The organism is Halomonas sp. KG2 (assembly GCA_030440445.1).
Classification (GTDB): Bacteria; Pseudomonadota; Gammaproteobacteria; order Pseudomonadales; family Halomonadaceae; genus Vreelandella.
This window is the reverse complement of record CP098528.1, coordinates 3,750,958-3,771,585: the sequence shown is the minus strand read 5'-3', so window position 1 is coordinate 3,771,585 and position 20,628 is coordinate 3,750,958. Positions and strand designations below refer to the sequence as shown.

The window sequence follows — 20,628 nt, the reverse complement described above, 5'->3', positions numbered from 1 at the left end:
GCCTATGCGGGGCGTCAGTGTTTATAGAGCTAGGTCGCTCGGTAGGTATCTCCAAAGCGCTTACGCAGCTCGTTTTTTTGCACCTTACCCATCGTATTGCGCGGCAGTTCATCAACAAAGAAGACCCGCTTGGGCTGCTTATACTTAGCGAGTCGTCCATCTAAATGGGTGATGACTTGCTCCTCTTCAAGCTGGTTTTCTCCAAGATCAGCACCTTGCTGGCGAACGACCACTGCGGTAACGCCTTCGCCAAAGTCAGGATGCGGTAGGCCGATGACTGCGGATTCGGCGACTTGCTCAAGCTCATCGATCACCTGCTCCACCTCTTTGGGGTAGACATTGTAGCCGCCGGAAATCACTAGATCCTTGTCACGGCCAACAATATGCACATAGCCCTGTTCGTCGACCATGGCGAGATCGCCGGTAATGAAAAAGCCATCGTCTAATAGCTCTTCACGCGTCTTTTCGGGCATTCGCCAGTAGCCGATAAACACATTCGGGCCGCGAATCTGCAGCATGCCAATCTCGCCAAAAGGCACCTCATCACCGGTTTCACGATTGGTAATGCGCATCTCCACACCGGGTAGCGGCATACCCACGGTGCCTGCTCGGCGGGCGCCTTCATAGGGGTTGGAGAGATTCATATTGGTTTCGGTCATGCCGTAGCGTTCAAGAATCGCATGCCCCGTCTTGGCTTCAAATGCCTCGTGGGTCTCGGCGGTGAGCGGAGCAGAACCGGAAACGAACAGCCGCATATGGGCGGTCGCTTCTGGGGTCAGTCGTTCGTCCTGAACTAGCCGAGTATAGAAAGTGGGAACGCCCATCATCACGCTGCCATGGGGCAGCTCATCAAAAATCACATCCGCATCGAACTTGGGCAGAAAGAGCATGCTGGCGCCCGCTATCAAGGTGACGTTACAAGCGACGAATAAGCCGTGGGTGTGGAAGATTGGCAGCGCATGAATCAGCCGATCATCAGCGCTGAAGTGCCATGCTTTGGCCAGGGTCTCGGCGTTAGAGGCGAGGTTTGTGTGCGTTAGCATGGCGCCTTTGGAGCGCCCTGTGGTGCCCGATGTATAGAGAATAGCAGCCAAGTCACGCTGACCAATCGCCACTATGTCTTGCCTTGGGGTTGCCGCTTGGGCGGTTTCCATCAGGCTGCCATCGGCAGCGCTGCCTAGGGTTGCCACCGCAGGGCAGCCGGTTTCAGCAGCAAGCGACCGTGCTTGCTCTTCTATCTTGGGGCGACAAACGAACAGCGCGGGCTCAGCGTCATTTAAAAAATAGCGAATCTCATCGCCGGTATAGCCCGTATTGAGGGGCAGATAGACGCCGCCGATGCGCAGGCAGGCCAAGTAAAGCAGTATCGCCTCAGGACTTTTATCCACCTGTACCGCGACACGGTCACCTTGCTTAACGCCTAACTCGGTGAGTGCACCCGCAAGCTGCGCACTGATGGTTAGCGCATCGGCGTAGCGATAGCGGCGGCCGTCGCGGGTGGTAATAAAATCGGCCTCTGCGCGCTCGCGCATTTTGGCAGCAAAGGTTTCAAATAGGTTGTGGCTCATTTGGTGGTCTCTCCCTTGGCCAGCTTGCGGGCGCGTTTGGTGAGGTCACGCACCTCATTTGAGCAAGCAACGGTCGCCTTGGCGGTATAGTTTTCGTGATTGCGCTCGATATCGTCCAGCACATACAGGTAGTTAACCATCAGTCCTGCGGCTTGTTTAAAGCCCTTCTCGGAGGTATCGCCCAACCAGTTAATGCGGTGCAGTTCGGCGCCATTGCCGAGATGAAAGCGGGCCACCGGATTGATCGGCAAGCCGTGGCGGTTTTTCTCTTCGACCAGATAACGGGCGGCCAGTGGGCGAATCGCGGCTTTCAGCTGCTCTTCAAGCGCTTGGTCCTGATGCCATCCTGGGGTTTCAAGCCCTTTGAGTGATTGACGCAGCGACGAGGGAAGTTGCTCATCGTCCCGCTGCTCCTGAAGCCACTGAGCGAAGCCAGGTACCGGCGAGAGGGTGACGAAGTACTTAAGCTGCGGCAGCTCCTGGGACAGCTCTTGCACCACCTGTTTGATCAAAAAATTACCGAAGGAGATCCCGCGCAGCCCGTTCTGGCAGTTGCTGATGCCAAAGAATGCCGCAGTATCGGCATCCTCGGCCTCATCAATACCTTTTTTGCTATAGCTGCTTTCGCCAGAGAGGATGGGCTGGATGCGGCTTGGCAGGCCCTTGTGGAGGGCTACTTCCACAAAGATCAACGGCTCGTCGCCAATAGCGGGGTGGAAGAAGGCGAAACAGCGGCGATCACGAGCATCTAGACGTCGGCGCAGGTCGTCCCAGTCCTGAATCTCGTGTACCGCTTCGTAGCGGATGATCTTCTCTAGAATTGAGGCAGGGGTGTTCCAGTCAATGCGCTTGAGCATCAAAAAGCCACGGTTAAACCAGGAACCGAACAGGTGAGCGAAATCGTTATTGATAGCTGCTAATTCCGGCTGCTCGCGTAGCAATCCCAGCAGGTCTTCACGCATTTTAACCAGCTCATAGGTACCGTCGCTGGCGAGATTTAGGCGCCGGAAAAGCTCTTGGCGACGGGGCTCACAGGCTTCAAACAAGCGCTGTAGCGATTGATTGTCGCGAGCGTCTTGATACGCCAGATAGGCCGCGTCAATGGGGCCGGGCTCGGCCGCAAAGTCAGTCGTTAGGCGGGCAAAGAAGCTGCTTTTTTCAGCTGCCGAAAGGCGCTGATAAATCGCCAAGGCGCGGCTTGCCAGCGCGATGCTGGAAGCTTCGCCATCGCTTTCCAAGAGCTTGTGGCAGGCGTTAACCAACTGCCCATGGTCGGGCGTTAAGGTCTCGGGATGACGGCGCCGCAACAGGGCATCACGCTGGGTGATGTTGTTGAACAGCTCCTGCAAAAACAGCATGTTCATGGTCAAACTCCTTAACCCATGATCAAGTTAGGTAGCCAAAGCGCGATGCCCGGGAAGAGGCACAGCAGCAAGATACCCAGCACCATACACAGCGCGTAGGGCAAGCTTCCCATCAGAATGTCGCGCAGCGAAATATCCGGCGCGATGCCTTTAATAATGAACAGGTTGAGGCCCACTGGTGGTGTGATCAGGCCGATCTCCAGGTTGATGGTCAAAATCACCGCAAACCAGTAGGGGTCGAAATTAGCCGCCAGGATGATAGGTAACAGAATCGGCGCGGTCATGACGATCACGGCCACAGGCGGTAGGAAGAAACCGGCCACTAGCAGGAAGAGGTTAATCACCCCCATCAGCGCCCAGCGGTTGATCTCCAGGTCAGCAATCGCAGCGGCTACTGTTTGGGTGATAAACATGGAAGAGAGTGCGTAGGCAAACACTTCGGCGGTGGCGATCACCAGCATGATCATCACGCTTTCACGCAGCGAGTCGCGCATAATCAGCTTGATTGGGCCCAGCTGCCACATGCGGTAGATCAGAATAGCCAGCGCCAAACACAGAAATGCACCCACGCCCGCCGCCTCTGAAGGTGTTGCCACACCGCCATACAAGGCAAATAGGATACCCGCGACCACGCCCAGGAAAGGCAGAACGCGGACGAGCGCTTTCAGATTGGTATCAACATTTTGTTTAACGTTCTGCTTTAGCCGTTCGACGGACTCCGCCACGGGGTTGTTCATGGAATTGTTATAGCCACCGGCCAACTTGCAGGCGATCATCGTCCAGATCATAAACAGGCCCGCGAGCATAAAGCCTGGCACCACCCCGGCAATAAATAGTCGACCAATCGAGGTTTCGGTGGAGATGCCATAGATAATCATGGTGACCGACGGCGGAATTAGAATGCCCAGGGTGCCACCTGCGGCAATGCAACCTGCTGCCACGCCATCGGGATAGCCGCGCATGCGCATTTCGGGAATGCCCATTTTACCAATCGCTGCGCAGGTGGCCGGTGATGATCCCGAGAGCGCAGCAAAGATTGAGCAGGCGCCGATATTGGAAACCGCCAAGCCGCCGGGCAGCTTGCCCATCCATAGATCCAGCGAGCGATACAGATCGCGCCCGGTGGGGGAGGAGGCCACTGCGGCGCCCATCAGAATAAACATTGGAATGGCGACAAAACCAAATTCGGCGATGCGGTCAAAAAAGGTTTCACCGAAGTAGGTGAGCTCGGAAAGGCCGCGGTCGTAGAGCAGTGCTAGCAGCGATACACCGCCGAGGGCAAAAGCGATAGGGGTGCCAATGGCCATTAGCCCAATCAGTGCGATGGCGACAATAATGCCTAAGGTAATGGGATCCATGCTTAACTCTCCCCACGCAGAATTTCAGCCACATACTGCAACGACAGCAGGGTGGCGCCGATGGCCATGGGTAGTAAGGCTGGCCACAGTGGTGGATTCCAGACGGAGCCCGTTGTCCACCCGCCGTGGAGTGCCTCAAAAACATACACCCAGCTGGCATACGCCAGGGCGGCACAGAAACCTAATCCAAACAGGGAAGCGATCAAACGCATGATGGTGCGGGTAATACCGCCCAGAGCATCGGGCACAATGGTGATCGCGACGTGGCCGCCGGTCATCAGTACATAAGGGCTGCCCATCAGCATCGCCGCCGTTACTGAGAAAATGGTGAATTCGGTCTGCCAACTGGTGCTCATTCCGAGTAAGTAGCGAATAAAAACCATCTGGCAAATCACTAATACGCCAGCGATAAACATGGCGCAGGCTAAATAGGCGGAAAGCCGCGAAAGCTTATCCATGACGCGAATGTAGCCGCCAATGATGCCCCCGCGGGCAAGGGCATTGTGAGTCGTTGCAGGTGCCATATGTCCCTCGTCAAGCTGGTTGTTTCGCCAAGCTAAGCAAGCATCCGTTGAAAACGGCCACCCCGAAGGGCAGCCGAGCCATTAGGCGTTCGTGGGTTGCTTATTCGACGGCCAGCGCTGCATCGATAATGGCTTGGCCATTGGGAACATTGTCGGCAAAGTTTTTGTAGGAAGTTTCCTTGGCGATATCGAGCCAGGCGTTGTAGTCCTCTTCGCTCATACTGACCACCTCGACGCCATTCTCCTGGTAAAGATCGACCATCTCCTGATCAATGGCGGCGGCCTCTTCAGCGAAGAAAGCCTCTGCGGCTTCTCCGGCTTCCATCAGCGCCGCCTGCTGCTCTTCGTTAAGCCCTTGCCATATCTGCTCGGAAATAAGAATCGGCTCGTACATATACCAGAGCGCGAAGTCACCCGGTTCGGTCAAGCATTCAACCTGTTCATAAAGCCGGAAAGAGATAAACGACATCGACGAGGTGTTGGCGGCATCCAACACACCGGTTTGCATGGCGGTATACACCTCAGAAGAGGGCATGGAGGCAATGGAGGCGCCAGCGGCCTCAAGCATTTGTTCAAACGCAGGTCCGGCAGCACGGAAATTTTGGCCCTCGACGGTATCCGGGGAGGTAACGCACTGTTCGCTAGAGGCAAAACCGCCCGATAGCCACGCATCCGAGAGCACTCGAGCGCCGCCATCTAGAATCACCGCTTTGATCATCTCCATATATTCGGAGTCATTCAAACGCTGAGCGTGTGCTTGGTTGCGCACTAAGCCAGGCATCAGCGTGGCAGAGAACTCCGGGTGCCGTCCGCTGGCATAATCCAGCGGTAGCGAGGTGATATCGAGGCGACCACGAGCGATAGCGCCCCACTGTTCACGCGCTTTAAACAGCGATTGACCCGGGTAGACTTCTATCGTCAGGCCAACATCTGCCTCGGCGACATGGCGGGCCATCATTTGTACCATTTCGTCGCGGACATCCCCTTGCCCTCCAGGGAATTGATGCGACGCGCGTAGCACAGTATCGGCAGAGGCATGGGAAGAAGCCGCAATGGCGAGACCAAGGGCGGCAGCAGTTGAGATCAAATAGCGTTGCATGTGGCGTCTCCAACAGTTGTTGTTGTGTGTTTGGATTGGCTGTATATATCTATCAGTTGTCCTGATATATATATCAATAGGCGCTACGTATGCTAATGTCAACTATATGACAGCATTAAAATGGCTAACATGAGTCGTGATCCAAGGAGGTGAAACATGGCGGGCAGCAAGCTTTCCAACGCTCAGCGATTAAGAGATTCTCTTGAAGATGACATCATCAATGGCCGTCGTTTACCGGGAGAGCGCCTGGATCCAGAAGCCTTAGGGCGGGAGTTTCAGGTCTCGCGTACCCCGGTGCGCGAAGCCTTCCAGCAGTTGGTCGCCAGTGGCTTGGTCACCGTTTCGCCGAAGAAGGGCACCTTCGTTGCGAAAGTGGGGATTGATCAACTGATCGAGATGTTCGAGGTGATGGCGGAGTTAGAGGGCATGTGCGGCCGCTTGGCAGCACGGCGGATTACCGAGCTTGAACTGGCCGCGTTACGCGAAGCCCATCAGCGCTGCGAGGCAGCAGCGCTGGCAGGTGACAGCGACGAGTATTACTACGAAAACGAAGGTTTTCATGACTGTATCTACACCGCTAGCCACAACGCTTTTTTGGCCAGCGAAGCGCGTCAACTGAAGCAGCGCTTAAAGCCTTACCGACGGCTACAGTTGCAGGTGCGTCAACGGGTAAATAGCTCTCTCAGCGAGCACCAAGCCATCGTCGAGGCTATTGAGCGGGGCGACTCTGTGGCTGCTCAGCAAGCACTGACCGACCATGTATTGATTCAGGGCGAGCGCTTTAGTGATTTCGTTTCCAGCGTACGCAGGATGGAGTCGCCATTAGAGATAGAGAAAACGGGCTAATATATCGCTTTTAATAAAAATGTCCGAATCGGTGGGGTAATGGTCCTTGCCGACATCGGGCGTAGCGCTGACACTCTCTCATGCTTCTATATCCCGTTAGCGGAGAGAGACTGTGACTCGCCATGTTGTCCTATTTGCTTATCCTGACTGCCAACTGCTGGATGTCAGTGGCCCTTGGCAGGTGTTTGCCAGCGCCAATGCGTTAAGCCCTCAACCGCTCTATCAGTTGACGCTGGTCTCCGATGCCGTTGGCCCAGTAGCCACCAACGGTGGCTTAGCCGTGCATGCGACGCACAGCTACCACCAGCTTAAGCATTTACTGCCCCTAGATACGCTGTTGGTGGCGGGCGGCAGTGGCGTGATGCAGCAGCGTGACATAGCCGCTGTGAAACAGGTGCTGTGTGAGGTCGCCCCTGAGGTGAGACGGTTTGGGTCTATCTGCTCTGGGGCATTTTTGCTAGCTGCTGCAGGGCTGCTGGATGGCTGCCGCGTCACCACTCACTGGCGCCATGCAGCTCAATTGGCCGAGGAGTATCCCGCGCTAAGCGTTGAGCCTGATGCACTGTATATCGAAAGTAACGGCCGCTACACCAGCGCCGGTGTAACGGCGGGAATTGATTTGGCGCTGTCGCTGGTAGAGGCAGACCACGGCGCTGACCTAGCCGGACGAGTGGCGCGCGAGTTAGTGGTGTTTTTGCAGCGCCCAGGTGGGCAGTCACAGTTCAGCGAAATACTGCGCCACCAGCAAGAGGCGGGGCCGCTGCGCCGCCTGCTGGATCAACTCCACGCCGACCCCAGCGTAGATCACGGGCTTGAGAGTATGGCCGACCTAATGGCGGTCTCCCCGCGTCATTTAACCCGGCTGTTCAGGCGTTATCTGAATACTACGCCGGGTACCTACCTGACCCAACTACGCCTTGAGCAAGCGCGCCTGGCGCTGCTCAACGAGCGCGAGCAGCTCTCCCTTGAGCGCCTAGCGCAACGCTGGCGGCTGGGCGGCGCAGAGCAGTTGCGCCGCCAGTTTCAGCGCTACTACGGTGTATCGCCCTCGGTCTATCGTCAACGTTTTGCCTCCTCCCATGCTGGTGCCACCCAGGAGAATCTCTCATGCCTTTAACCGTCACTCTATTATCGCTCTGTCAGGCGCTGCTGGTCACTGGCAATGTCTTGTTGATCGCCGTATCACCGCTGATAGGGGCGTCTTTGGCCCCTAGCGCGTCATGGTCGACAGCGCCTGTCGCTACCCAGTGGCTGGGGCTAATGTGTGCCACCATACCTGCCTCGCTTATCATGGCCAGGCTGGGTCGAAAGCGTGGCTTTATTCTGGGCAATATAGTGGGATTCGTAGGCGCATTGGTTGCCGTCCAGGCGCTGATGGGTGAGCACTTTGGGCTGTTCTTACTGGCCACCTGGCTGATTGGTATCGGCATTGGCTTTGGACAACTGTATCGCTTTGCCGCAGTAGAGGCCGCCCCGGCATTGATGCGTGACCGGGCGATTGGCCTAGTGATGGGCGGCGGTGTGCTGGCGGCGTTTGCAGGACCGTGGTTGGCCAGAGTGAGCCGTGAGCTGGGCGAGGTGCCGTTTCTGGGTAGTTTTGTTGGTTTAGCGGTGCTCTATGCGTTGGCATTAGCGGTATTGATGCTGACACGGTTACCGCCCGCTTCTCGCACCCACTGCGAAGGCAGCGCACTGCCGCTAGGGAAGATACTCCGCCAGCCCGGATTTATTGTCGCGGTGAGCGCGGCGATGGTCGGCTACGGTGTGATGAATCTGGCGATGACCGCCACACCGCTCGCCATGGAGGGAGCCGGGCACCACTTTAACCACGTTTCAATGACTATTCAGTGGCACGTGGTAGCGATGTTTTTGCCTTCCTTCTTTACTGGCCATTTAGCCACCCGCTTCGGCGCCAAACAAGTCATTGTGGCAGGTTGCCTGCTGCTGGTAGCCAGTGCTTTGGTTGCTCAGTGGGGAATCGGTTTAGTTGGTTTCAACGTGGCGCTGATTTTGTTGGGCTTGGGCTGGAACTTTACCTTCCTACCCGCCACCGGACTGCTCACCGAGAGCTACCGCCCAGTGGATAAAGCGCGCACCCAGGCCGCCAACGAGTTTCTAGTGTTTGGCACTGCGGCGGTGACCGCCTTGTTTGCTGGGCCTTTGGTTAGCGGCTTGGGCTGGGCGATGCTTAACCTACTATTAATCCCCGTCGCGCTGGTGCCCTTAGTGGTGCTGGTGTGGCAGCACCGAATCCGCCTGGCAAGCGCTTAAAAATCTCCCGGTGCGCACTGCAGGCAAGTCAGTCCGAGTGCGCGCCATTGGGCGACGACCGCATCACGGTCATCCAGCACCAGCCAAGGCGCAAAGCCGTCGCTACGCATTTGATTGAGTAGCGCGGCTTTCACCTCTTCATCATCTACATGGTCATCGCCTTGCGGGCGTAGGTACATCGCATCAAAGGGAATGGTGTGGCGCTCTAACCAGCGCTGAGTATGCTCCCGGTGGCTATCCGGACGGCCGCTGCAAATCACGATCTGCTGACCTTGGGCCTTCAGGATCTTAACCAGTTTGGCCACCGCGTCGATCACCGGCGCTTCAGCCATATGGGCAAAAAAAGGATCCCACTGCTTGGCGGGGCCAAGAACCCACTCGTGTACGTCGGTGGGGTGGAATTCGGCAAGCGTGCCGTCAACATCAACAATCACTGCGGACATTATTAATTTCCTAAACGGTTAAATGGGCGGTAGGGCGCGTGGCCGTATGCGGTTGAATCTCTAAGGTGCGATGGATGCATAGTCGCTGTCCCAAGCGTTGACGCCATTCGCTTAAGCAGTGTCCAGTGAGCGTGGTAAATAGCGGCACTACCTGAGTGGCAGCTAGCTGATCGGCAAGCGCTACCAGATGGGAGGCGCGCAGATGAACATTCCAGCGTTGCCAGCTTATCTCGCCTGCGGCAAGCTGAGCTTGGCGTTCAGGTGTTAAGTAACCGGTGTGCAGTAGCTGGTAATTGGGCCATTGGTCAGGCGTATCATTGCGGTCACTAACCAGCTGCAACGCTGGCTGTGGAGCATCCTGCCGTTCTAGCAGTGCGCTAATCGCACCGTCGAGGCCTGGGCGGCGTAAGTCGCTTGGTAGTGCTAGCAGTGCGGCGAGGTTATCGCGAATAATCGGGTCAATGGCGAAAGGGAGCTGACGACGGTCGGCCTCTTCCGACAGCCACAGGGCCATTTCCAGGGCGCGCCCTGTTTCAGGCACCGGTAAGACTAACGGCTGGTCAAGTTGCAGACGAATAGCCTGCACGCAGCTTTCCTGGGGGTGGTCGTAGGTGCCATAGGAAGCGTCCAGCAGCGCCGTGCGTGCAGGTGGCGGTGTATCGAAAGGAAACAAACGGGATTCAAAACAGGCATCGCCGCTGTAGAAAATGCCGCCATCCACGTCCAGGTGCAGCCAAACGCCACCCAGCGAGTGTCCTGCTTGGCCGGTGGTCACCTTGATACCTTCAACCATAAGGCTTCCGCGTGCTGGCAAAGGCTGCCAAGCGCGATGTTTAGGCAATGTGTTGGCGACTAAGGGGGTGCAGTAGAGCGGAATGGTATCGGGCAGTTCGGTAACGCCACCGATATGGTCAATATGGTCGTGGCTAATCAGAATAGCGTCTACGTCCAAGCCATCTGCCCAGGTGATAGGCTCCCCAGGGTGCAGCGCACCACCTGCGTCCAGCAGCAGCCGTTTGCCGTTGGTTTCGACCACGATAGCAGCAGGGCCTTTATCACCCAGCCCGCTTAATAGATGAATACGAGTGCTCATTGGTCAGGCTCCAGACACCAGCCTTCCAATAGCCGCAGCGCGACTTGTTGGCCCTCTTCAAGCGCGTGGTGATGGTAAGCCAGCAAGGCTTCGCCGCTGGGCAGGCGCAGGTGCAACTCGTAGCGTTCACCACGAAATGTCAGCCGCTCGACGCGCCCAGTGAGGTCATGTTCATTGGGAGCCTGAGCGTCTACGCGAATATGCTCGGGGCGAACCAGGACGGGTTGACGTGCAGCTTGGGCGCGGGGGTTGTGTGCCGCAGCCAGCCCTTGCATTAGGGCACTTTCCGTTAGCCGCTGCCCTGGTACGCCGTTGGCAATGGCCAACTGGCTACCTTGGCCGATAAAGCTGGCCACCCATTCGCTGCGCGGTTGGCGATAAAGCGTTTCGGGTGTTGCCCACTGTACTAGCTTACCGTCGCGCATTACGGCAATACGGTCCGCCATCGCCATGGCTTCGCTTTGATCGTGAGTGACGTACACCATCGTCGCACGGGTGCGGCGGTGGAAATCCACAAAGCTGTGCTCCATGGAGGCACGCAGATTACGGTCGAGATTGGCCAGCGGTTCATCCAGCAATACAACCGCAGGGTCGGTCACTAGACAGCGGGCGAGCGCGACCCGCTGGCGCTGGCCACCGCTAAGCTCCTGTGGCGAACGCTGTGCATAGGGTTCCAAGGCTACCTGGGCCAGTGCATGAGCAACTCGGCGTTGATACTCACTGCCCTGAATGCGGCGCAGTTTGAGTGGGTAGCCGACGTTGTCGGCCACGCTCATATGCGGCCAGAGCGCGTAGGACTGAAACACCATCGCCATGTTGCGCTGTTCTGGTGGTACATGGTGATGGCGGCTGGCGAGCAGCGTATCGTTCAGGCGTATTTCGCCGCCAGTGACATTTTCGAACCCCGCCAGCATACGCAGCATGGTGGTTTTACCGCAGCCGCTGGGACCCAGCAGTGCCACAAATTCCCCTGGTGCAATCTCTAGCGAGAGGTCATTGACCGCGCGATGGTCGCCAAACTGTTTGGTGACCTGTTGAATTGCTAGCCCTGCCATGGCACGACTCCTTTGGGTAAACGAGGGGCGAGCAGGCTGAGCGATAGCATCAGCGTGGCGACCATTAGGACCACCAGTACCGATACCGCCGATGCCAGCACGCTTTCACCGCCCTCATCAAGGTTAAAAATCAATACGCCCAGCGTTTCGTTGCCGGCGCTCCAAAGCAGTGCCGATACCGTCAGCTCGTTCACCGCCAACAGGAAGACCAACAGCCCCCCGGCAAATAGCGATGGTGCAATCAGCGGCAGTACGATCGTGGTTAGCCGCCGCCAGGGGCTTGCCCCCGCCAGTTGTGCGGCTTCTTCCAAGGAGGGATCAAGTTGGGCCAAGCTGGCGCTAACCGGTTTGAGGCATACCACTAAGAAACGCGCTAGATAGGCCACGAAGATCAGCCCGAGCGTGCCGTAGAGCGCTACATTGATTAGCGGCAGTGGGCGTACGAACAGCAAAATGCAGGCGATCGCCAGCACCACACCAGGCAGTGCGTAGGGCAGTTCGATAGCGCTGAGCGTCAGCTGCTGGAGGCGAGGTGGCAGCCGCTGCAGGCGATATGCTAGCGGCAGACTGCACAGCATAAGTACCAGCGCGGCACCACCTGCTAGCCATAGGCTGTTGTGCACAGCGCGCCAAGTGGCGCCTTGGCGGCCAATCACTTCGTGATAGGCGTTTAATGTCACGCTATCGAAGCTAAGGGGAACGCCCATGGCGGGCACTAATGAGCTGACCACCAGCGCCGCGAGTGGTGCGACGAGAATCACCAATAAAACGCCGACGAGTACCGTCGTCACCGCTGGCCGAAAGCGGCCCAACGTAAAGTCATGAGAGCGACCACTATGGCCGCCTAAGCCAAAGCGGCTGCGATTCATCCAGTATTGCTGCAAGGCAACGCCTGCCAGTGCCAGCACACCTATCAATAACGATAGCGCTGCCATTTCCGCTAGCACGCCAGTACCAAAGCTAGCCATACGCTGGTAGATCAGCGTTGGTAACACGTAGTAGCCCGCTGGAATCCCCAGCATGGCAGGGATGCCGAAGTTGCCCAGGCTAGAAATAAACGCCATCGCCGCCCCGGCAATTAAACCGTGCCGAGTGACTGGCAAAATAATCTGCCCCCAGACTTGGGTCTGGCGCGCGCCGCTGATGCGGGCCGCTTCAATAAGCTCGCGGGGGAGTGAGATCAGTGAGGTGCGCAGCGCTAAAAAGACCAGCGGTGCGCTTTGAATCCCCAGCAACAGCGCAATGCCTTCCGCTGAGTAGAGCGGCTGGGGGCTGCCCAGCGGCGGTGCCATACCAATGCTTTTCAGCAACGGGCTGGCGGGGCCGAACAGCTGTAGCCAGCTCAGCGCCGTCACCTGGGGTGGAATCATCATCGGCAGCATAAAGCAGAACACGAGCCACGCTTTGCCACGGATGTCGGTCAGCGTAATCACGAAGGCGAATAGGCTACCCAGCACCAGAGCAATTAACATGCCAAGACCCGAGGTATACACACTGTGCCACAGCGCTCGCCAAGTACTCGCTGCGTTAAGCACCTTCCATAGCGGTGATTCGCTGCCCTGGCCAAGGTCACTAAGTGCCTCAGCCAGTAGCCGCAGGCTAGGCGCTAGGCTTAATAGCACCACCGTGAGTGTGATTAGGCTGAGCAGCCAGCGGTGCTGGCTGCCAACGTTAAGCGACGGTGTCATGGTTAGCCGCCAAACAGGTCGCTAAAGCGCTGCTTCAACGTCTCTTCCTGCTCCAATGCTTGCTCAATATTGATCGGCATTAGCTGGATAGCGTCACGAGCGGGAAAACCTTCAGGCGGTGCAACCGTCGGGTGGGCAGGCAAGTAGCCCTGCTGGCTGACGAGTTCTTGGCCTTGTTGGGAAAGCACGAAATCGACAAATTTCTGCGCGGCGTCCGGGTTGTTAGCACCCTGCATGATTGCGACAGGCTCGGTGACCGCACTAACACCCTCGGTGGGGAAGACAAACTCAACCGGTGACCCCTTGGCGGCCTCGCGAATCGGCAGAAAATCTACCACGATGCCGTAGGGCTTCGTGCCCGACGCAACGGCATTGAACACGCCGCCGTTCCCGCCCTGGGCTTCTGCACGATTAGCTTGCAGCGCCTCGTAGTAGCCCATTCCAAGGTCGGGGTGGTCGCTCAGCGCTGCCATATGAATCAGCGCTGCGCCGGAATAGAGCGGGCTTGGCATTGTGACAAGGCCTTCATAGTCAGGCCCCGTCAGGTCTTGCCAACGCTGCGGCTGATGTTCGGCAGCGGTGTTATACACAATCCCGGTGGTGATCAGTTTGGTGCCGTAGAAGTAGCCTTCCGGATCGTATAGCGCCTCATCATAAGCCTCCCGCTCTGGGCTGAGGTAAGCCTGCAAATGGCCCTCTTGCTTAAGTGAGGTCATGGTCATGCTGTCAGCGATTAATAGTACGTCTGGATTGCTGACACCCGCGGAAAGCTCTGAGCGTAGGCGAGTCATCAGGCGAGTGGTGCCATCGCGTACCCACTCCACCTCAATATCAGGATAGGCGGCCTGAAAGGCATCCACGGTTTGCTGGGCATCGCTATTCGGTTGGCTGGTATAGAGCACCAATTTGTCATCAGCGAGCAGTGACGACGATAGAGCAAAGCTTGCAAGCGTAACGGCAGTACACAGTGAGCGCTTCAACATCGTAAAACCTCCAGTAGGTGAACACTGATCACACTACTGTCATCGCCTTACAACATCGTGACACTACGCTTTCGTTTGATGGCGGCAGGCTTTCGCCTGCTAAAAAAAGGCTTTCGTTCCTAAGGTGGTCGCCAACGTGAAGAAAATAATGGGCTTAAACGAGCGCCGCCGTGCCGTGTTGGCACAGGTGCGCCAGCAAGGTCGCCAGCCCCTGGAATCGCTAGCTAGCCAGTTTGATGTGTCGATACAAACACTGCGTGGGGATGTTCGTGTCTTGGCTGAGCAAGGGCTGGTGTTACGTCGCCATGGGGAAGTGTTGCCGTTTCCCGATCAGGAGAATATTGGCTACGATCAGCGCCAAATCGTTAATCAAGCGGGTAAGCGTCAGATTGCCCGCCAGGCCGCTTCGCTGGTTCAGCATCACCAATCGCTATTTTTAGGTACTGGCACCACGGTAGAGCAACTGGCTGACGCCTTACGCGATAAGCAAGGTCTGCAGATTATGACCAATAACCTGCACGCACTCATCAAGCTGTGCACCATGGAGTGCGAGCTGGTGGTAGCGGGTGGGCGGGTACGGCGCCGTGATCAAGATGTGATTGGCGGCGATGCCTGGCGCTTCTTTCAACGCTATCGGGTGGATGTCGGCATTGTCTCCGTGGGCGGCATGGACAGTGATGGCCATTTATATGACTACAATGATGACGAAGTTATGGCCCGCGAAGCGCTGCTATCCCATGCCGCCTATCGCATTCTGGTGCTGGATAAAACCAAATTCGACCTGCCGCTGCGCTGTGCCGCTGGCCAGCTTGCTGACTATCATGCAGTGATTACTGATAGCCCGCTACCGGATAGGCTGCGCAGCCCTCTGGCCGCGAGAGGAGTGCGATTTTTAAGCTAACGATGAGACACCTTAAGCATCGTGATCAGTATCGGGTAACTGCTTGAAATAGACGTAGCGATGTAAACGAATCGCTGGGCGTATCAAGAGCTGTACACTACCAAGCACAAATAACCATACGCCGACGGTCAGTATCGTGCCGCTGTAGAAAAAGCAGATGCTGCCGATAGTAAACCAAATGCCAATCATGAAGTCGTTCATTATGCTTAGTACTTCATAACGACGGTGAACGATTAGCTCGCGATGACCAATAGTAAATGTCCAATCGTTTGTTGATGGGTCTTGCTGACGTTGCATCGTGCTCTCCTTGTCGTCGGTTGCTGGGCTAATCGTGTTATGACGGTTTCACTGCGCTTGCGTATGAAGGTGTTTGACAACTATTCCCCAGTGTGACAAATAAAAACGCATTTTCGCGAGGAATAACATGGTGGCACACGAACAGACCTATCAAGCGTTAGAGGTAGATACTCTGGCCCAACGGTTGGGGAGTGTTGAGGCAGTGGCAAGCCGAGTGGGCGCCAACCCTGAGCAGTGGCAGATCCGCGAAGTAGGGGATGGCAACCTAAACCTAGTGTTTATTGTGTCGGGAAGTGCGGGAAGCGTGGTGGTGAAACAAGCGCTACCCTATGTGCGTATGGTCGGTGAAAGCTGGCCGCTGCCACTTTATCGCGCCCACTTTGAATATTATGCCCTGGTACGCCAAGCCCAGCGTGCGCCTGGCATCGCCCCTGAGGTGTTCTATTTCGACAAACCCCAAGCGCTGATTGTCATGGAGTACCTTTACCCGCACACGATTCTGCGTCGCAAACTGATCAGCGGTGAGTGGGTTGCTCAGCTTGGCGAAACCATCGGTGAATTCTGTGCGCGCATGGCGTTTCGTGGCTCAGAGCTCTCCTTAAGCAGCCCTGAGAAGAAAGCTGATGTTGGGTTGTTTTCGGGCAACGTGGCAATTCCTGCGATTACCGAATCCCTAGTGTTTACCGACCCCTATTACGGCGCCGAAATGAACCGCCATACGCCGGAGCTTTCGCCGGTAGTGGATGAGCTGCGCCGTAATACACGCTTAAAAGCTAAGGTGCAGCGGCTGTTGATGAAGTTCACCGCGAATACTGAAACCATGCTGCACGGTGATTTGCACTCCGGGTCAATTATGGCCACCGAGTCGGATGTGCGGGTGATTGATCCCGAGTTTTCCCAGTATGGCCCAATGGCCTTTGATCTAGGCATGGCCGTTGCTAACTTCCTGATGGCCTACTTCAGCCAGCCTGCTCACCGCCAAGCCGATGAACTTGATGCCTACCAAGCGTGGATTCTTGACGTGATTGAAGCGTGCTTTACCCGCTTTGACGCTGAATTCCGCCACCTATGGCAAACCGAACGCACCGGCATTCTGTTCCCCAAGGCGCTGTTTGAAGCGCAGGGAAACAGCGCCGATGACGCCTGCGATGCACTGCTTGATGAGATTCGCCTTGATGCACTGGCTTATTGCGGTATTGAAATGCACCGTCGCGTTTTATCGTTGGCCCATAACGCTGACTTTGAAGAGATCGAAGACACCGCGCTACGCGCTAAGCTTGAAGCACGTAATGTGTTGATGGGCCAAGCGTTAATTATGGAGCCTGAGGCTTACTGTGATTTTGCCGCGCTGGCGGAGCTTGCCAAGACGTATAACCAGCAAGAGGTGTTATAAACGCTTACCCCTCTCGATATAATGGACTTCTCGATAATGGCACTGTGGCTGATCCCGCCTCGGTGCCAACCTCGGCAACGCTGGCGCATTGCTTCGCGGGTGCGCTGACGCTTACGCCGCGCTACATAATGAGCCCAACTCAACTATTGTTAAGCCCCGTAGCGCGGTGTAACGAATCTCGCGAGGGACGAGCGTATGAGGCACCCGCGACGGCGGCGCCAGCCGCCTGGATAATGCCTCCGCGCCTGATCCGGCCTCGGCGTCACCTTCGGCATCGCTAGCGCGCTGCTTCCACGGGTGCGCTGACGCTTACGCCGCGCTACATAATGAGCCCAACTCAACTATTGTTAAGCCCAGTAGCGCGGTGTAACGAATCTCGCGAGGGACGAGCGTATGAGGCACCCGCGACGGCGGCGCCAGCCGCCTGGATAATGCCTCCGCGCCTGATCCGGCCTCGGTACCACCTTCGGCACCGCTAGCGCGCTGCTTCCGCGGGTGCGCTGACGCTTACGCCGCGCTACATAATGAGCCCAACTCAACTATTGTTAAGCCCCGTAGCGCGGTGTAACGAATCTCGCGAGGGACGAGCGTATGAGGCACCCGCGACGGCGGCGCCAGCCGCCTGGATAATGCCTCCGCGCCTGATCCGGCCTCGGTGCCAACCTCGGCAACGCTGGCGCGTTGCTTCGCGGGTGCGCTGACGCTTACGCCGCGCTACAACTGCCTCCCACCATTACAACTTACGATTCACCATTCACCATTCACCATTCACTATTCACTAATCAAAGCTGATCCAAACGATCAAACTTCCCGGCGATATCGCTCTCTGTCCAGTGGGGCACCCAGCCTTCCACGTTATCGAAGAAGCGCAGCGCAGTGAATTCTGGCGCTGGGCCCATATCGAACCAATGGGGCGTGTTAGCAGGTACGCTGATCAGGTCATTGCGGGTACACAGTACCTGATACACCTTGTCTTCAATATGCAGGCAGAAAAGCCCCTGGCCTTTGACGAAGAAGCGCACTTCGTCTTCGTGATGGCGGTGCTCGTTTAAGAACTTTTGGCGCATGGCGTCTTTGTCTGGGTGCGTGGGCACCATGTGCAGCACATCAACGGTTTGATAGCCGCCGATGGTTTTTACCCGGTCGATGTCGTCTTGATAAAGCGCCAAAATATCGTCCTGGGTGGCGTCGTCGGCAATCTCACCCGGCGTTGCCCAGCGCTCGAACAGCACACCCACCTTGTTCAGCTCAGCAGTTATCTGCTCGCCGTCAGTGATGTCTAGCAGGGCGTCATTAGGATTCTGATCAGCAAATACTTTCAGTTGCGACATTCTAGGCTCTCCTAAAGCTCAATTTCATCAAAGCGGGAAACGCACGCGTGGGTGTTACCCGCCTGGGTGCCTTCGCGAACTAACTGTAGGGTTTGCATGCCCGCCTGCTTGGCGGCGTCCAGCTCTTCGACCACGTCCGACAAGAACAGCACCGCTTCCGGCGATAGGTCAAGCTCAGCGATAATTCGCTGATAGGCTGTGGCTTCGCGTTTATGGCCAATATGGGTGTCGAAGTAGCCGCTAAACAGGGGTGTTAAGTCGCCTTCATCGCTGTAGCCAAACAGCAGCTTCTGCGCCTGCACGGAACCTGACGAATACACGTACAGCGCTTTGCCTGCCTGCTGCCACTGGCGCAGCGCTGGGGCTACATCGCTATACAAATGCCCTTTAAAATCGCCGCGCTGGTAGCCATCGGCCCACACCATACCTTGCAGTGCTTTCAGCGGCGTGACTTTTTGGTCAGTCTCGATCCAATGTAGCAACTGCGCAATGACTGCTTCCAGCGTGGCATCAGCGTCGCCCATTTCGCGGCGCACGGCGCTAATTTGCTCGGCAACCTCTGGAGAGTCAGCATTTGCCCGCAAAAAATCGGGTAGCTTGGCTTGAGCGTAGGGAAACAGCACCTTATGCACGAAGTTAATATCCGTGGTGGTGCCTTCGATATCGGTGACAACGGCGCGAACAGCTGGGTTACTCATTTAGACCACCGGCTCTCTTCAAGTACACAGGACAGTAAAAATTCAATGGCTTCCAAGTGCCGACGGCAACTAGCGATGCTATCGCCCACGGCATAAATACCGTGCCCCGCCACCAAAAAGCCCCAGGGCATCGGCCAGCCGAGGCGTACATGATCCGCTAGCTCGTCCATATCTTGGGGATTTGGTACCACCGGTAAAAGAACCGAGGCATCATGAGTCACGTTGCCCTGCAGGGCTTTTTGCATCTCGAAGCCACTTAGCTCAATACCGTTTGGAAAGCGCCGCGACAGCACAGTGCTGGCTAGGGTATGGGTATGTAGCACGCAGTTAATCGATGCGTCTAAGCGATAGAGCGCAGCGTGAAGATCACTTTCCGCACTCGGTTTACCGTCGCCTGATAGTACTCGGCCATCCAGATCGCATAGTAGTAGGTCATTGGCCTGAATGCGGGTTTTATCGCGCCCAGAGGCGGTGACCCAATACCCCGCCTCGGTACGGGCGGAAAAGTTACCGCCAGTGGCTGGCGTCCAGCCTTGCTGCGCCGCCCATGAAATGGCGGCCAGCAGTTCAGTTTGTAGCGTCATCATAGGATCTGCGTCGCCTCATCTAGTAGCAGCCATTCTATATGATAAGCTTCGCGGCTGATAAGCCGCGCCGTTGTTCTGCTAGTCAAGTTAGAGTGCTTAAGGAGTCCAGCAATGCCACACCTACAGTCACGCAGTTTACGGGTCTATGCCGACCACCTTGAGTATTTGGATCAAACCCAACTGCCCCAGAAGGAGCAGTGGGTGCGCTGTGGTTCACCAGAAGAGTGGCAGCATGCGGTGAAAAACCTGGCGATTCGCGGCGCGCCGCTGATTGGCTTGAGCGCTGCTTTCGTGCTGGCTCAATACGCCGCACGTCATCCGCAAGGTGACTGGCAGTTGGTAAGTGATCGCTTACGCGCCACGCGACCCACCGCAGTGAACCTGATGTATTGCCTGGATGCTATGGAAGCCTGCTTTGAGCAAGGGGCTGCCACCCTGGCTGAGCGCGCCGCTGAATTGTTTGCAGAAGACCGCGCACTTTGCCAGCGTATGGCCGAGCGGGGAGCCGACCTTTTGCAATCAGGCGACCGCATATTGACCCACTGCAATACCGGGGCGCTTGCTACCGCAGGTGTTGGCACCGCCATTGGCGCACTCGCAGTTGCCAAGCAGCGCGGTGTGACGCTGCATGTGTATGTGGATGAAACCCGCCCGCTGCTGCAAGGCGGCCGTTTAACCGCTTGGGAAATGGCCGACTTAGCCATTCCCTATCAATTGATTGCTGACAGCATGGCCGCGAGCTTAATGGCCGCAGGGAAAGTCGATAAAGTCATGGTCGGTGCCGACCGCATTTGCGCCAACGGTGACTTCGCCAACAAAGTGGGTACTTACATGCTGGCGGTGATTGCTCACTATCATCAGGTGCCGTTCTATGTAGTGGCCCCTTACACCACGGTAGATCCCGCCTGCGCAACCGGCGCGGATATTCCTATTGAACAGCGTGATGCGGCAGAAATCCATGGTGTTTCAGGCGCTTTTGGTGATGTTGTCTGGGCTCCCGAAAATGCCCCCGTGTGGAACCCTGCCTTTGATGTGACACCCGCCAAACTGGTTACCGCCTGGATTTTGGATACTGGCGTGTTTGATGCCGCCGCCATTGCCCAGGGCGAGCATTGCCGATAACGCCGCC

General features: G+C 56.7%; 20 protein-coding genes. 6 read left to right on the top strand and 14 right to left on the bottom strand.

The window, feature by feature from the left end; translation table 11 throughout:
• Positions 1–29: 29 nt before the first annotated feature.
• The 5 genes from NDQ72_17405 to dctP all read right to left on the bottom strand — a co-directional run bounded on the left by NDQ72_17405 (position 30) and on the right by dctP (position 5,913).
• Positions 30–1,568, bottom strand: coding sequence for a malonyl-CoA synthase (locus NDQ72_17405; GenBank protein ID WKD27792.1), 1,539 nt, complete (start codon positions 1,566–1,568; stop codon positions 30–32).
• Entirely contained in the window at positions 1,565–2,932 is a 1,368-nt protein-coding gene (locus tag NDQ72_17400; GenBank protein WKD27791.1) for a malonyl-CoA decarboxylase, read from the bottom strand. Before NDQ72_17400 ends, NDQ72_17405 begins: the two co-directional genes overlap by 4 nt.
• A gap of 11 nt (positions 2,933–2,943) precedes the next feature.
• A complete protein-coding gene (locus NDQ72_17395; GenBank protein WKD27790.1) occupies positions 2,944–4,290 on the bottom strand; it encodes a TRAP transporter large permease in 1,347 nt (448 codons plus the stop codon).
• Positions 4,291–4,292: 2 nt separating this feature from the next.
• Positions 4,293–4,814 (bottom strand): TRAP transporter small permease, encoded by a 522-nt coding sequence (locus NDQ72_17390; protein WKD27789.1) that lies wholly within the window; start codon positions 4,812–4,814, stop codon positions 4,293–4,295.
• 100 nt (positions 4,815–4,914) lie between these two features.
• Positions 4,915–5,913: a TRAP transporter substrate-binding protein DctP gene (gene dctP, locus NDQ72_17385; GenBank protein WKD27788.1), complete on the bottom strand. Its 999-nt coding sequence runs from the start codon at positions 5,911–5,913 to the stop codon at positions 4,915–4,917.
• Positions 5,914–6,069: 156 nt separating this feature from the next.
• Between dctP and NDQ72_17380 the strand changes: the two genes are divergently transcribed.
• The 3 genes from NDQ72_17380 to NDQ72_17370 all read left to right on the top strand — a co-directional run bounded on the left by NDQ72_17380 (position 6,070) and on the right by NDQ72_17370 (position 9,030).
• Positions 6,070–6,759 (top strand): GntR family transcriptional regulator, encoded by a 690-nt coding sequence (locus tag NDQ72_17380; protein WKD27787.1) that lies wholly within the window; start codon positions 6,070–6,072, stop codon positions 6,757–6,759.
• Positions 6,760–6,871: 112 nt separating this feature from the next.
• Positions 6,872–7,876: a DJ-1/PfpI family protein gene (locus tag NDQ72_17375; protein ID WKD27786.1), complete on the top strand. Its 1,005-nt coding sequence runs from the start codon at positions 6,872–6,874 to the stop codon at positions 7,874–7,876.
• Positions 7,867–9,030: an MFS transporter gene (locus NDQ72_17370; GenBank protein WKD27785.1), complete on the top strand. Its 1,164-nt coding sequence runs from the start codon at positions 7,867–7,869 to the stop codon at positions 9,028–9,030. Before NDQ72_17375 ends, NDQ72_17370 begins: the two co-directional genes overlap by 10 nt.
• On the opposite strand, the gene NDQ72_17365 is transcribed toward NDQ72_17370, so the two are convergent.
• From NDQ72_17365 to NDQ72_17345, 5 genes are read right to left on the bottom strand one after another with little or no spacing between them, the layout of a single operon-like run.
• Positions 9,027–9,473 carry a polynucleotide kinase gene (locus NDQ72_17365; GenBank protein ID WKD27784.1) on the bottom strand — a complete coding sequence of 149 codons (447 nt, stop codon included), beginning with the start codon at positions 9,471–9,473 and terminating at the stop codon, positions 9,027–9,029. The genes NDQ72_17370 and NDQ72_17365 overlap by 4 nt on opposite strands.
• A gap of 10 nt (positions 9,474–9,483) precedes the next feature.
• Entirely contained in the window at positions 9,484–10,566 is a 1,083-nt protein-coding gene (locus NDQ72_17360) for an MBL fold metallo-hydrolase (GenBank protein WKD27783.1), read from the bottom strand.
• Positions 10,563–11,621 carry an ABC transporter ATP-binding protein gene (locus tag NDQ72_17355; protein WKD27782.1) on the bottom strand — a complete coding sequence of 353 codons (1,059 nt, stop codon included), beginning with the start codon at positions 11,619–11,621 and terminating at the stop codon, positions 10,563–10,565. Before NDQ72_17355 ends, NDQ72_17360 begins: the two co-directional genes overlap by 4 nt.
• Positions 11,609–13,309 (bottom strand): iron ABC transporter permease, encoded by a 1,701-nt coding sequence (locus tag NDQ72_17350; protein ID WKD27781.1) that lies wholly within the window; start codon positions 13,307–13,309, stop codon positions 11,609–11,611. The genes NDQ72_17355 and NDQ72_17350 overlap by 13 nt, the downstream gene beginning before the upstream one ends.
• Before the next feature lie 2 nt (positions 13,310–13,311).
• Positions 13,312–14,292 carry an ABC transporter substrate-binding protein gene (locus NDQ72_17345; protein WKD27780.1) on the bottom strand — a complete coding sequence of 327 codons (981 nt, stop codon included), beginning with the start codon at positions 14,290–14,292 and terminating at the stop codon, positions 13,312–13,314.
• Positions 14,293–14,440: 148 nt separating this feature from the next.
• Between NDQ72_17345 and NDQ72_17340 the strand changes: the two genes are divergently transcribed.
• On the top strand, positions 14,441–15,193 hold the full coding sequence (locus NDQ72_17340) for a DeoR/GlpR family DNA-binding transcription regulator (protein ID WKD30434.1): 753 nt from the start codon (positions 14,441–14,443) through the stop codon (positions 15,191–15,193).
• 12 nt (positions 15,194–15,205) lie between these two features.
• Here NDQ72_17340 and NDQ72_17335 read toward each other — a convergent pair whose 3' ends face one another.
• Positions 15,206–15,490, bottom strand: coding sequence for a YrhK family protein (locus tag NDQ72_17335; GenBank protein ID WKD27779.1), 285 nt, complete (start codon positions 15,488–15,490; stop codon positions 15,206–15,208).
• A 127-nt stretch (positions 15,491–15,617) separates the two neighbouring features.
• Here NDQ72_17335 and mtnK point away from each other — a divergent pair, with 127 nt between their 5' ends.
• Entirely contained in the window at positions 15,618–16,883 is a 1,266-nt protein-coding gene (gene mtnK, locus NDQ72_17330; protein WKD27778.1) for an S-methyl-5-thioribose kinase, read from the top strand.
• A 782-nt stretch (positions 16,884–17,665) separates the two neighbouring features.
• Here the strand turns inward: mtnK and NDQ72_17325 are convergent.
• From NDQ72_17325 to mtnB, 3 genes are read right to left on the bottom strand one after another with little or no spacing between them, the layout of a single operon-like run.
• Positions 17,666–18,214, bottom strand: a complete 549-nt coding sequence (locus tag NDQ72_17325) for a cupin (GenBank protein WKD27777.1) — start codon at positions 18,212–18,214, stop codon at positions 17,666–17,668.
• An 11-nt stretch (positions 18,215–18,225) separates the two neighbouring features.
• A complete protein-coding gene (gene mtnC / locus NDQ72_17320; protein ID WKD27776.1) occupies positions 18,226–18,912 on the bottom strand; it encodes an acireductone synthase in 687 nt (228 codons plus the stop codon).
• Entirely contained in the window at positions 18,909–19,499 is a 591-nt protein-coding gene (gene mtnB, locus NDQ72_17315) for a methylthioribulose 1-phosphate dehydratase (GenBank protein ID WKD27775.1), read from the bottom strand. Before mtnB ends, mtnC begins: the two co-directional genes overlap by 4 nt.
• Before the next feature lie 111 nt (positions 19,500–19,610).
• Between mtnB and mtnA the strand changes: the two genes are divergently transcribed.
• The gene (gene mtnA / locus NDQ72_17310) at positions 19,611–20,621 is read left to right on the top strand and encodes an S-methyl-5-thioribose-1-phosphate isomerase (protein WKD27774.1); all 1,011 of its coding nucleotides are present in this window, start codon (positions 19,611–19,613) and stop codon (positions 20,619–20,621) included.
• Positions 20,622–20,628: the final 7 nt, after the last annotated feature.